11 protein-coding genes are annotated in these 13118 nt (G+C 55.3%); 8 read left to right on the forward strand and 3 right to left on the reverse strand.

Annotation, left to right across the window (positions count from 1 at the left end; all coding sequences use genetic code 11):
- Positions 1-65: 65 nt before the first annotated feature.
- On the reverse strand, positions 66-620 hold the full coding sequence (locus KYE_RS06340) for a PaaI family thioesterase (RefSeq protein WP_008171570.1): 555 nt from the start codon (positions 618-620) through the stop codon (positions 66-68).
- A 186-nt stretch (positions 621-806) separates the two neighbouring features.
- Between KYE_RS06340 and KYE_RS06345 the strand changes: the two genes are divergently transcribed.
- Complete coding sequence (locus KYE_RS06345; protein WP_008171572.1) at positions 807-1760, forward strand: hypothetical protein; 954 nt, start codon at positions 807-809, stop codon at positions 1758-1760.
- Positions 1761-1774: 14 nt separating this feature from the next.
- Here KYE_RS06345 and KYE_RS06350 read toward each other — a convergent pair whose 3' ends face one another.
- The gene (locus tag KYE_RS06350; protein ID WP_008171575.1) at positions 1775-3661 is read right to left on the reverse strand and encodes a methyl-accepting chemotaxis protein; all 1887 of its coding nucleotides are present in this window, start codon (positions 3659-3661) and stop codon (positions 1775-1777) included.
- A 148-nt stretch (positions 3662-3809) separates the two neighbouring features.
- On the opposite strand from KYE_RS06350, the gene KYE_RS06355 reads away from it, so the two are divergent.
- The 4 genes from KYE_RS06355 (at position 3810) to selD (ending at position 8886) form a co-directional block, all read left to right on the forward strand.
- Positions 3810-5330 carry a carbon-nitrogen hydrolase family protein gene (locus tag KYE_RS06355; protein WP_008171577.1) on the forward strand — a complete coding sequence of 507 codons (1521 nt, stop codon included), beginning with the start codon at positions 3810-3812 and terminating at the stop codon, positions 5328-5330.
- 172 nt (positions 5331-5502) lie between these two features.
- The gene (locus KYE_RS06360) at positions 5503-5901 is read left to right on the forward strand and encodes a hypothetical protein (RefSeq protein WP_008171578.1); all 399 of its coding nucleotides are present in this window, start codon (positions 5503-5505) and stop codon (positions 5899-5901) included.
- Positions 5902-5941: 40 nt separating this feature from the next.
- Positions 5942-6610: a helix-hairpin-helix domain-containing protein gene (locus KYE_RS06365; protein WP_008171579.1), complete on the forward strand. Its 669-nt coding sequence runs from the start codon at positions 5942-5944 to the stop codon at positions 6608-6610.
- Positions 6610-8886: a selenide, water dikinase SelD gene (gene selD, locus KYE_RS06370; RefSeq protein WP_008171580.1), complete on the forward strand. Its 2277-nt coding sequence runs from the start codon at positions 6610-6612 to the stop codon at positions 8884-8886. Before KYE_RS06365 ends, selD begins: the two co-directional genes overlap by 1 nt.
- Here the strand turns inward: selD and senB are convergent.
- Positions 8883-9857, reverse strand: a complete 975-nt coding sequence (senB, locus tag KYE_RS06375) for a selenoneine biosynthesis selenosugar synthase SenB (RefSeq protein WP_264622560.1) — start codon at positions 9855-9857, stop codon at positions 8883-8885. The two genes, selD and senB, sit on opposite strands and share 4 nt — an antisense overlap.
- Before the next feature lie 42 nt (positions 9858-9899).
- Between senB and KYE_RS06380 the strand changes: the two genes are divergently transcribed.
- From KYE_RS06380 to KYE_RS06390, 3 genes are read left to right on the forward strand one after another with little or no spacing between them, the layout of a single operon-like run.
- Positions 9900-10907 carry a putative selenate ABC transporter substrate-binding protein gene (locus KYE_RS06380; protein WP_227497772.1) on the forward strand — a complete coding sequence of 336 codons (1008 nt, stop codon included), beginning with the start codon at positions 9900-9902 and terminating at the stop codon, positions 10905-10907.
- Entirely contained in the window at positions 10907-11557 is a 651-nt protein-coding gene (locus KYE_RS06385) for an ATP-binding cassette domain-containing protein (RefSeq protein ID WP_008171583.1), read from the forward strand. The genes KYE_RS06380 and KYE_RS06385 overlap by 1 nt, the downstream gene beginning before the upstream one ends.
- A 13-nt stretch (positions 11558-11570) precedes the next feature.
- Complete coding sequence (locus KYE_RS06390) at positions 11571-13037, forward strand: PhnE/PtxC family ABC transporter permease (protein ID WP_008171584.1); 1467 nt, start codon at positions 11571-11573, stop codon at positions 13035-13037.
- Positions 13038-13118 lie beyond the last annotated feature (81 nt).

Here is a 13118-nt window from a genome sequence, read left to right on the forward strand (position 1 = left end):
AAGCTAGAGAAATACGGCGAGATTTTCCTGCAAACCATCGCTGGCCTCGAACAGGCCTGAATTGTTCAGGCCTCTGCTTTAAACCCTTTCTTCCGGACGCGGTAATGGGCGATGGAGGTCGCTACATGGTTGCCCTCTTCGTCCACCAGTTTTCCTTCCAGGGAGAATTTCGCCCGCCCGGTCTCGTCAGCGTCAGCAAGAATGGCTGCCACGGCTTCGGGATCCAGGGTGAATTCTACAGTGACATCGCTGTTGGCTGGCTGGAGAAACTGCAACGTCATTTCCTTGAGAATCGGCGTGTACGAAGGCCCCAGATCAAATAGGGTCAGCACGCCACCGGGAATTTCGGCTACCAGAAAGTACGCGCCCGCATAAAGGCTGCCGAAGTGGTTTTTGTTGCCTTTCAAGCGGATTTTCGCTCTTACATATCCTGGCCTGACCTCCTCAACGCTGAAGTTGTTCCGTGGTGCAAAAGGAATCGACAGTCCGATGATCTTGTTCACCGCTGCATACCCGCCCGTTTTCTTCAGCCAGGCCAGAGGGCTAGCCAGTGTAGCCTTGGGGTCGGTACTTGCCACCCATTGACCGGTCGCTCCGATGAGATTATCGATAATTGCCATTGCCAAGCTCCGAAATTGATTGGGAACTGATGATTACAACGGACTTCAGTGCTCGCAAGAAGGTTTTACAATTTTTTTGGATGTTGTCCGATTTATTTTTGAGTTTCTGTTCTAAAGTGAGGATGCGTGCCTGAATCATGACCGCTTGTTAGCCGGTTTTTCCAGTAGTAAGAAAGGATCTCTGATTTGGAATATTCTCTGCCCGCTTCCCTGGTCTTCCACCGGTTCCGAAAACTGGTTCTTTGCCTGATGCCATTGGCTTTCTGCCTTGCGGCAGGACCACTCTCAGCCACAACGTCATCGACCACTGCGTCGCAGGCAGCCGTGCGCGGTTACGTACTCTGGTACCGGAATTACGACAGCCCTGCCATCCGGGCCCTGGTGGAGCTTGCTCTGAAGAAGACGCCAGAGTACGGGGAATTTCAGATCATCAGAAGTGAAGAGTTGAGCCAGGGCCGCGTACTGAGGGAACTGACAGACGGCCAATCACGATTAGTTGACATCGCTAATGTTGCTACCTCCGCAGAACGGGAGAAATCCCTGACCGCCATACCGTTTCCGGTCGATGGTGGGTTGCTCGGTTTTCGGGTTTGCGTGGTCATGCCGGAATCCTTGCCCCGGTTTGCGGGAATCAAGACTCTGGATGACTTGAGAGACAGTCAGATTCGGATTGGCCAGGGCGCCCACTGGCCAGACACACCGGTGCTTGAAGCCAACGGTATTCCGGTGGTTACTCACTCCCGATACGAAATACTGTTCGGAATGTTGCGTAATGAACGCTTCGAGTGTTTTGCCAGGGGCGTAAGCGAAGTGCTTTACGACCTGGAATTGGAGCAGGATCCTAATCTCCTAATTGAGCCTGATCTGTTGATCGCCTACCCGATGCCGTCCTATCTCTTTGTCGGTCCCGAAGACCAGGAAACCGCCCATCGCCTTCAGCTGGGAATTGAGCGCGCCATCCACGATGGCAGCTTCAATGATTTCCTCAGGCACTACTACGCCCGCGCTGTGAAAGAGCTTGATCTCGACGAGCGTACGGTCATTACTCTCGAAAACCCGTACCTGAGCGAAGAATCCCGTTACGTTGGGCGCAAAACCTTCGAGAACCTGCGCCGTCGGCTGGAAGTCCTAAGCCGCTAACAGTCGCTCTTCGCTTACACCCGGAACCTCGACACGTTCTGGTTCAGTGCGGTGCCGATGCGCTCAATTTGCCCGCTGTAAACATCGTTTTCGGAGGCCGCGGCGGCCGCTTCCTGGCCCTGATCTGCAATCCGGGTAATCGACGAATTCAACTCCTCGGTAACCGACGTCTGTTCCTCGGATGCTGTGGCAATCTGCGACGTCATCTGGCTGATGGACGTGATTGCCTCGGCAATCCGGTTGAGGGCATCCATAGCGTCCTGCGCTTTTTCCATGCTGACATTGGATACTGCAGTTGAGGCATTCATGACATCGACCGCATCATTGGCGCCTTTCTGCAGACGCTCAATCATGTCGTTGATTTCCTCGGTGCTGGACTGGGTGCGCTGGGCAAGGTTACGTACCTCGTCTGCCACAACTGCGAAGCCTCGCCCTGCTTCACCCGCCCGAGCCGCTTCAATGGCGGCATTCAATGCCAGCAGGTTGGTTTGCTCTGCAATACCCTGAATCACTTCAAGCACCGTTGTGATTGACGTAACGTCCTTGCCAAGGGTGTGGATGACCTCTGCGGCCGCATTAATCTCCTTCGAGAGCTTCTGTACGGCGTCCCGGGAGGCAGCGACGGTCTCCAGCGAAGCCCGGCTATCCGCATCCGCGGTGTTGGCGGCATCTGCGGTTTGCTGTGCGTTCTGGGCGATCTCGCCCGCAGCGGCCGACATCTCGTTGATCGCCGTCGCCACCATGTCGATCTCGGCCTGCTGGCTCTCCACGCTCGAACGACTGGTACTGGCGGTATCTCTCAGCGAGCTGACATTTTCCCCGAGTTCGGCGCTACCCTTCTGGACATCCCGAACAACCGTCTGGATATTCTCGACAAACTGGTTAAAGCTGCGGGCCAACTCACCGAATTCATCTTTTGCACAATCGTCCAGGCGCTGGGTCAGGTCGGCATCACCACTGCCAATGTCCGCCATGGCCTTGTTCAGGCGGCGAACCGGCGCCATCAGAACCTTGATGCCCAGATGCAGAATCACCAGAGAAACGATCAGGCCGATCACGGCCATGATCAATCCAGTCATTCTGGCGCTCTGGACCGGTGCGTTAATTTTGTCCGCGTTTACAAAGGTCCCCAGATACCATTGCACGCCGCGCGCTTCACTGATCGGATGAAAACTGGCCTCCCAGTTGCCATCATCATTACTGTATTCGTGAGCGTCCCCGCCAAGATCCGGCTTGCCGCCAATGAGCTCACTGATGTTCTTGCCGACAAGGCTTTGCCGTGGGTGGAACAGTATGGTGCCACGCTCATTGATCAAAGCGGCGTAACCGGTGTCCGCGAGCGTGACTGTGCTCAGGGTTTTTGCTATCGCGCCCAGGCCGATATCAGCACCTGCCACGCCCTCGTATTCACCACGCTTCACGGGCGCAAGTGTGGAGATGATCATGTCGTTGGTGCTGGCATCCTGATACGGCTCGGTGAACGAGGCGCTTCCGAGACTCATGGCCTTCTTGTACCAGGGGCGCTGGCGGGGATCGTAATCCGCTGGCAGCGTGGCATTCGCCTCCGGCGATTTCATCAGCATGTAGCCGTCGGTACGCCCGACATAGACATCCCGGAAGCCGCCGCCGGTGGTAATGGCCTGAAGAATGACCCGCGCCTCTTCGTCGTTCTCGGCATTCTCCAGGGCTTTGGCGGTGGCTTCAGTCATCACCAGCCGGGTATTGAGCCACTCTGCGATGCTCGACGTGCTCTGCTGTACGGTGTCGTCGATCAGCGCGTTCACATAGGTTTCGGTGGTGCTTTGTAATCGTAAATCGCCAGAGAGCGTAAAAGCCCCCATAACCAACAGCAACAGAATACCGAAAGCAGTCAGGAGCTTTTGCCCGAATGTCAGCTGCACGGTCGAATCCTCAGCAATAAAATTGATATTCGTTAATGTGTGTTTCGGCCCATGGTGCGAAGTCTTTAGCGGCTTCTGTTAAACTTTCCAATTATTGACGCAGACGCTGAGATTGTCCTCATTCCATAACGAACGGGAGCCGAACTGAATGGCCCATGAAGAACTGCACCTCAACCTCCGGAACCTGAGGCTTGATGACTACGATCAGCTTCAGAAGCTTATGGATCGGGTATACGACGACATCGGAGGCTCCTGGCCGAAGGACACCATCAAGGCATTGGTGGAGCAGTTCCCCGACGGCCAGATCTGCATTGAGGAAAGCGGCCAGCTTATTGCGGTTGCGCTGACGGTCTGCGTTAAGTACGAGCGTTTCAGCAACCCGCACACCTACGACGATCTGATCCTCCGTAACGAGAAGATCTGGCACAACGCCAATGGTGACTCCCTCTATGGGCTGGATGTCTTTATCCACCCCGACTACCGCGGCTACCGCCTGGGTCGTCGACTCTACGAAGCGCGAAAAGAACTCTGCCGCTCCATGAACCTGCGTGCCATCCTGGCGGGCGGGCGCATACCGAGCTACTTCAAATACGCCGAACAGTATTCACCCGAAGAGTACATTCAACGGGTCGATCGCAAGGAAATCTACGATCCGATTCTGAGCTTCCAGCTCTCGAACGATTTCCAGGTTACGCGGTTGATGCACAAATACCTTCCCGAGGATGAGAAATCCCAGGGCTACGCGACGTTGCTGGAATGGCGGAACATTCTCTACACCCCACCTTCCCCGGTTCTGAGCGTCAAGAAAACTCAGATAAGGCTGGGCGCCGTGCAGTGGCAGATGCGTGAATTCACCTCGGTTGAAGAGGTGCTCGAGCAGGTTGAGTATTTTGTGGACGCCTTGTCTGATTACAAAAGTGACTTCGCCATCTTTCCGGAGTTTTTCAACGCGCCGCTCATGGGACTAACCGATCAGATGGACCAGACCCGGGCCATCCGTTTCCTCGCCGGATTTACCCAGCAGTTCCGGGAAGAGATGTCTGAAATGGCGGTGAGCTACAACATCAACATTATCACCGGCTCCATGCCACTGATCGAAAACGATCGGGTGTATAACGTATCCTATCTCTGCCACCGGGATGGTCGTGTTGATGAGCAACGCAAGATCCACATCACGCCCCACGAACGCCGCGACTGGGTGATCGAGGGCGGCAACCAGTTTGAGGTCTTCGAGACCGATGCCGGCCGGGTCGCCATCATGATCTGCTATGACATCGAATTCCCTGAACTGGGCCGTATTGCTGCCAGCCAGGAGGTTGATATCATCATGGTGCCGTTCTGGACCGACACCAAAAACGGCTACCTCAGGGTTCGCCAGTGCGCCCAGGCCCGCGCAATCGAAAACGAATGCTATGTGGTCGTCACTGGTAGCGTTGGCAACCTGCCGAAAGTCGAGAACCTGGACGTCCAGTACGCCCAGTCTGCCGTATTCTCACCCTCGGATTTTGCCTTCCCGCATGATGCAGTTATGGCCGAAACCACGCCGAATACGGAGATGATCATGTTCTCCGATATGGACCTGGAAAAGCTGAAACTGGTGCGTAACGAGGGGTCTGTCACTAACCTGAAAGATCGTCGCGTTGATATGTATGAATTGAAGACCAAGTAAACTGGCCCGATCAGCCAGGTGAAATTGTTAAATAACTGCGTTAGCGGTCGATCGTATGGCACTGACGGCGTTGCAAAACTAGAATTCAGTGTCTATTGTTTAACCAATATCCAGCCTGTCTCCCAATGAGACAGGTTGCTGTGGATACGGAAATCACCAGAGAACCCGATTCATGAACGAAGCATTGCCGGACCTTGTCGCACGATTCCGAGTCAGACAGGGCCTTTTTCGGAAGGAACTTGTCGAAGCTGCCCTTTATGAGCTGGACGGCTACGGATGTGTTATGAAAACCGACAAAGTGTTCAACCCCGGTGATACCGTGGTGCTGGATCTCGTGATGGACATGCCGTTCGACAAGATCCGCGCAGAAGGACTCGCCGGGCTGGTGACCGAACGCAGAAAACACTGCAGTAATTTCTTCTATTCAATCGATTTTGTAGAGCTCGACTCCAACGGCAGCTCGTCGCTGGCGGAAAAGCTCCGCAGAATCCGGGAAGTGCTATCCAAGAAACAGTCGCTCAAATCACGTCGTTCCCCAGGCTCCATGTCCGGTTTCCGGCAGATGGCCTGATATTGATTTTCGTTGAAACCTGCCCGTAAGGAGACATTCCATGGCGAAGAAAGCCAAACAGAACGTTGATAAAATCGTGAAAAAGGTCAACAAGGAGTTCGAAAAGACTTCTTCCCAGATCGAAGGCCTGGTGAACGATGCGCTGAAGCAGTTCGACAGCCTGCAGAACCAGGTTCAGGAGCCTGTTCGCAAGCTGCTCAAGGAAATCGACGAGCTTCGCGACCGCGAGATGAAGCGTTTCCACGAAGAGTTTGAGCGTCGCCTTGAGGAATTCCATGAACTGCAGAGCAGCATCTTGGAGCGCCTGGGCGTCGCCTCCAAAGAAGCGGGCGACGACGTGAAGAAGCTGACTGATGAAGTGAGCAAGGAAGCCAGCACCGCTGCGAAGAAATCCGCACCGAAGAAAGGCGCCAAAACCGCTTCCAAAGCAAAAGCTTCAACCAGCAAACCTGCTGCCAAGAAGCCAGCTGCGAAGAAACCTGCGGCCAAAAAAGCACCGGCTGCGAAAGCGGCCAAGCCCCTCGACAAGAGTGACCTGACGCTGGTCAAAGGCATTGGCCCGGCCACCGCCAAGAAGATGAAGGACGCTGGCATTACCTCCATCGACCAGATCGCCAATCCGTCTGCCGAAGACCAGGAAAAGCTGAAGGCCTTCTCAAACGTCAAGGGATACAGCCAATTCAGCGCTGAAGCCAAGAAAATCAGCTGATGCGAACGCCTGACCAGCCTGTTTTACGGGACATTGTCCTGATTGGCGGCGGGCACAGCCACGTCGGGGTACTCAAGCGGTTCGCCATGAACCCTGTCCCCGGCGTGCGCCTGACCCTGATCTGCCGCGACACCCACACCCCCTATTCCGGCATGCTGCCTGGCTACGTGGCCGGCCACTATAGCTACGACGATGTCCACATCGATCTGAGCCGCCTGGCGGAGTACGCTGGTGCGCGCTTTTACCGGGCCGAAGCCATGGGCATCGACCGGGATCAGAAGCGGGTTATCTGCCGCGGTCGCCCGGATGTGCCCTACGACATACTGTCCATTAATATTGGCTCGTCTCCTAGGGTCAATGAAGTGGAAGGCGCTTCCGACCACGCGGTTCCGGTTAAGCCGATCACCGGCTTCAACAACCGCTGGCTTGCACTGCTTTCCCGTATCGAGAATCACGACGGGCCGCTGGCGGTTGCCGTGGTTGGCGCTGGTGCCGGTGGCGTTGAGCTGACCCTCGCCATGCAGTTTCGACTGAAGAATGAACTGAAACAGCGTGGTAAAGATCCCGGTCAGCTGCATTTCCACCTCTTCGACGCCGCCGACCAAATTCTACCGACCCACAACCCCAAGGTGCGTGAGGTTTTCCGAAAAACCTTGTCGAATCGTGGTGTGAAGGTCCATCTGGGATCGCCAGTCAGCAAGGTTCAGGAAGGGTTATTGATTACCGAATCCGGCGAAACCCTGCAAACGGACGAAGTGCTCTGGGTAATCCGGGCTGGTGGCCCGGAATGGCTCAAGGACACAGGCCTGGCGCTGGACGATGGGCTGTTCCTGAGAGTACGCGATACCCTGCAAGTGGAGAATGACGACAGCATTTTTGCTGCTGGCGATATTGCCAACGTCTTGAATCACCCCCGAGAAAAAGCGGGGGTATTTGCGGTAAGACAGGGACCTCCCCTCGCCGACAACCTCAAGCGGCTTGCAACCGGCAAGGATCCGAAGGATTTTCATCCTCAGAAAAAGTGGTTAGCGCTAATCAGCACCGGGGACAAGTACGCTGTGGCTTCCCGGGGAGATTTGCAGTTCGACGGCGCCTGGGTCTGGCGCTGGAAAGACTGGATCGATCGCCGCTTCATGAAGAAGTTCAACGATCTGCCTCCAATGGAGGAAGAATCCAAACTGCCGGATACGGCTGCCGCACAGAATGTCAAGGAAGCCTCCCAGGCCATTTCGGCGGTTGCCATGCGTTGTGGTGGTTGTGGCGCCAAGGTGGGCAGCACCGTTCTTTCGCGTGCCCTGGGAGAGCTGAAACCCATCGAGCGGGACGATATCCTGATCGGCCTTCACGCCCCGGACGACGCCGCCGTTTTGACGGTGCCGCCCGGCAAAGCCGTGGTTCACACCGTGGATTTCTTCCGTGCGTTCATTGACGACCCCTACATCTTTGGCAAGGTGGCGGCCAATCATAGCCTCGGTGACGTCTTTGCCATGGGCGCCGAAGCCCAGAGTGCCACGGCCGTTGCCACGGTGCCTTACGGCATCGAGTCCAAGGTTGAGGATGTCGTCTATCAGATGATGTCTGGTGCTGTTGAAGTGCTGAACGAGGCAGGATGCGCGCTGGTTGGCGGGCACACCGGCGAGGGCAAGGAACTGGCCCTGGGCTTTGCAGTCAACGGCCTGATCGACCCGGAAGAAGTCATGAGCAAAGGTGGCCTGAAAGCGGGCGATGCCCTGATTCTCACCAAGCCCATCGGTACAGGCACCCTGTTTGCCGCTCACGCAAAGCTGGCGGCCAAAGGTCGGTGGATCGATTCCGCCCTCGCCTCCATGGTCCAGTCCAATAAGGCGGCAGCAGACTGCCTCAGGAAATTTGGATCAAAAGCCTGTACAGACGTTACCGGCTTCGGTCTCCTCGGGCATCTCGTTGAAATGACCAAGCCCTCGGGTGTGGATGCCGAACTGGACCTTTCTGCCATCCCGATCCTTCCGGGCGCGGAGGAAACAGCGGCAGCAGGGATCCTCAGTTCCCTGCAACCAGCAAACATCCGCTTGCGCCGGGGTATCCGGGATCAGGAAAAATGGGTAAATCATGCCCGATATCCCCTGATTTTTGACCCTCAAACGGCGGGTGGTCTGCTGGCAAGCGTTGCGGCGGACAAGGCAGAGGAGTGTGTACGGGAACTGAAAGCCCTGGGCTATCCGCACACAGCCATCATCGGCCGAATTACCGCCCAGGATGAATCGGGGCCCATCGAGCCTATTTCCCTGCGGGATTAACGTCCCTGTGAGCAGCGCTGCATTGCAAGGTGTAGCGCCTGCTCCAGGGATGCCTGTTCTTTTTCGGGCAGGAAACGCTCGGCCAGATTACCAACCTGGGCTTTGAGGCTTTCGAGAAACCCAGGTTCGGTCTCTGCGTGTTGCAGCAGACCGGCCAGCGCCTGTTCGTCGCCAACGGGAAAATATCCGGCATAGTCACGCCCCAGCAAACCAACATTGCCCGGAATGTCGGATGCCAACACCGGCAAGCCAGCCCGGCAGGCTTCGGAGACCACGTTTGCGCCACCCTCCATTACCGAGCTGATCACCATTAACTGGCTGTTCGCCATCAACTGCCGGGTGCGGGTTTTATCCAGCTCGCCGAGCCAGTGGAAGCGTGGATTTTCAGCCATTTCCCGCTCTGCTTTGTTGTGCCATGCGTCGTTGTGGGCCCTGCCGGCACAAAAAACCTGTACCTTCGAGTCCTTCGGAAGCAATCGTGCGGCATAAGCCGCCCTCAGAGAATCCTTTTCGTCCCGAAGATGACCAATCACACAAGCGCCAAAACTCTCTTTCGTGAGATCCGCTTGCGGCGCCGGAAAGGCCTCCGGCCCCTCAGCCGATTGGTATAGCGTGACCAATTTGCTGGCAAGGCCGGCGGGTATGTCGTGCGCTACCAAGTCGTGCAGACCAATAAGCGCATCGGCAGCGCCCATAGAATACCGGGTATCTTCCGGGTATTCGTGCTGGTGCTGATAGATATCCGTGCCGGTGAGAGCCACGATGAGCGGCTTTTCAGGCCAGGTTTCGCCGAAATGTCGTATGGCATCGACACTACGCCAGGCATGCAGGGCTATAAACGCATCGCAGGGTTCACCGTGGTATTCAGTAACCACGTCGACCGAGTGCCCGGCACTTTCCAGCAAGGTCTCCCACCGTTCCGCCGTTGCCCGGTTTCCTGCTTTCGAACCCGGCTGCGCCGGCGTGATCATTATCAGATGCATTGTCTTTGATTGAACCCAGCTTACTGAAAAATGAAGTGTTCGGCCCTGAGCCAATTAAACCCGCAAACCGTACAGCTGTTCAGAGTTAACCCAAATCAAGGTATCCTTCTGAAGCAGGAGTCGTTCGCTTCATCTCTGCACTGTAAATATCCATTCCAAAAAGGAAAAACCATGACCCACAATCTTATACGGAAATTGCTGATTATTGGTCTCTGTTCTCTTTTTTCAGCCGCCGTGACCGCGCAGACATTCATTTTTACGGCAATACCGGACGAAGATGAAACCAAGCTCGTCGAGCGTTTTCGCGGCATTGCGGACTACCTTTCCGAGGAACTGGATGCCGATGTGAAGTACATCCCCGTGAAATCCTATGCGGCTGCCGTTTCCGCCTTCCGGAATAACCAGGTGCAGCTGGCGTGGTTTGGCGGCCTGTCGGGTGTTCAGGCGAGATCACTTGTACCCGGTTCGCAGGCAATCGCACAGGGCACTGAAGACCAGGCCTTCTACGTCTATTTTATTGCTCATGAGAGCACCGGCCTGGATCGTCAGGATAGCCTGCCAGAAGACGTACGCGGTAAGACCTTTACCTTCGGATCAAAGGGCTCAACGTCGGGACGATTGATTCCGGAGTACCTCATCCGCGAAACGTTTGGCGAAGCACCTGAAGATGTCTTTTCTCGCGTCGGCTACAGCGGCAACCACACTCGCACCCTCCGTCTGGTCGAGTCCGGCACCTACGAAGTGGGCGCGATGAACTTCGCGGTCTGGGAAAAAGAACTGGAAAACGGAAACATTGATACCGACGCCGTGAAGGTCATCTGGAAAACACCCGGGTTCCCGAATTACCAATGGAGCATCCGTGGCGACGTGGATGAAAACTACGGCGAAGGCTTTACCGATCGCGTTCGCGAAGCCCTGTTATCGCTTGATGATCCCGAGCTGCTTGAGAGCTTCCCGCGTTCTGATTTTATTCCCGCTTCAAACGACGATTATGAGCCGATTCGCAAAGTAGCGAAAGAAATCGGAATCATTGATTGATGGCAGGCTTTGATCTCTCAGGCCTGACGGCCTCTTTTGGGGGTGAGCGGGTAATCGGGCCCCTCACCCTCAAGGTAAAGGAAGGAGATCAGGTTGCCCTGGTCGGTAAGAGTGGTGCAGGTAAATCCACTCTTATCCGACTTATTCACCAGCGAGTGGATGGCCAGTCATCTCTTGTGCCTCAGGAGCTTGGCCTGGTAAACGCCCTTCCTGTATTTCACAACGTTTTCATGGGCCAGCTCGACAAGCATGCCACCTGGTACAACACCATTACCCTTGTGCGGCCATTCAAACAGGACAGAAAACAGGTCCTGGAGCTTCTGGACGCATTGAGAATGTCTGAAAAACTCTGGATTCCCACAGCTTCGCTCTCGGGCGGGCAGCGTCAAAGGGTGGCCATTGCCAGAGCCCTTTATCGCAACGCCCCGGTCTTATTGGCAGATGAACCCATCTCCGCACTGGACGGCCCCATGGCGCATCACGTTATGCAATTGCTGCGAGATCGCTTCAAAACCAGTGTTATCGCTCTTCACGATGTGGAAATGGCGATGAAGTACTGTAACCGCATTGTTGGCATACAGAATGGGCAGGTCGCCCTTGATGAGCCTACTGACCAATTGGCGGCCGCAGACATCATGTCGTTGTATTAGGATCTGTCGAGCGATGCTCTCCTACCCAACTGTTCGCACCAGCCTGATCTTTCTTGCTATTGCGCTTGTGGGGCTGTTGTTTGCCGATATTGCGATCACCGCAAACAATCCCTGGCGGGATCTGGGCAACTTTTTCCTGGGTGTACTCACTCCGAACTTTTTCAGCAGCGAAGGTCTTCTTACCGCCTTATTGCGAACAGTGGCCTTCGCCTTTGTTGGGGTGACCGTTGGCGGGGTTTGCGGATTTTTTCTGGCTCTGGTGTACCGATTCCTCCCGGTGCGGGTGTTTTGTGCTTTCATCAGGGCGATTCATGAGCTCTTTTGGGCTCTTATTTTTTTGCAGTTTTTCGGTTTCCACCCCCTGACGGGCGTGTTGGCGATTGCGATACCTTATTCCGGCATCTTCGCCAAGGTTTACTCCGAGATTCTCGAGGAAGCTGACCCGGAGCCGGGCAGGCTCTTGCCACCGGGAACAGGAACTATCGCGGCGTTTCTGTATACCAGGATTCCTGATTGCTGGGTCCAATTGAGAACCTACACCGCCTATCGCCTTGAATGCGGGCTGCGTTCGAGTGCCATACTCGGATTTGTGGGCCTGCCAACTCTGGGGTTTTATTTGGAAACCTCTTTTTCCCAGGGGATGTACTCCGACGCCGGCGCAATGTTGATCCTCTTTTACGTGCTCATTGCCACAATTCCACTATGGGTAAGACCCAAGTTGTTACCCGTGTATATCGTGGGGGCTCCGTTTTTCCTTGGCGATGGCTTGCCCATCGTCTGGGGTAATGTTGAACGGTTTTTCACCGAGGATATTGTCCCCAGCCCACTCAGGGATGGAGAGGGCCTGGCCGGCCTTTTACCGTGGCTGAATGAACTGATGATCGAGCAGGCACTGCCTGGCATCTGGAATACTGTGGTTCTCACTCAGATTGCGCTGGTGGCCACGGGTATCCTCACCCTGCTGGCGTTCCCCCTGATCTCAAATCATTTTGGCGGCCCTATACGTCGAACCTCCGGCCATATTTTTCTAGTAATTGCCCGATCAACCCCTGAGTACATCCTGGCCTACATACTCCTGCAACTCTGGGGACCTTCCATGCTTCCTGCGGTGGTTGCATTGGCCCTTCACAATGGCGGCATCATAGGCCACCTGATTGGCCGGCAAACCAACACGATCCGTTTGAGATCCGATGCTCCCAAAGGCTTTAATCGCTATAGCTGGGAACTCGTGCCCCGGATCTACCGATCATTTCTGGCGTTTCTATTTTATCGCTGGGAAATCATCATGAGAGAAACTGCAATCCTTGGTATTCTCGGCATCTACACCCTTGGCTTTTACGTTGATAGCGCGATACAGAGTATCCGGTTCGACCAGGCAATGGTTCTGATCCTGATAACGGCCATGCTTAACATCGGCGTAGACATCCTCGGCCGCTATATTCGCCGCAAGCTGGCTTTGCAGACCATGCCCACCTGCTAACCCGCACTGCGATCCCCATCACAGTTCCGTCATTTCGGCCAACGCTAAACTGGTAATTGGCGACCGGTTGGCGGTATTGCC

It is taken from the genome of Marinobacter manganoxydans MnI7-9, assembly GCF_000235625.1.
Lineage (GTDB): Bacteria > Pseudomonadota > Gammaproteobacteria > Pseudomonadales > Oleiphilaceae > Marinobacter > Marinobacter manganoxydans.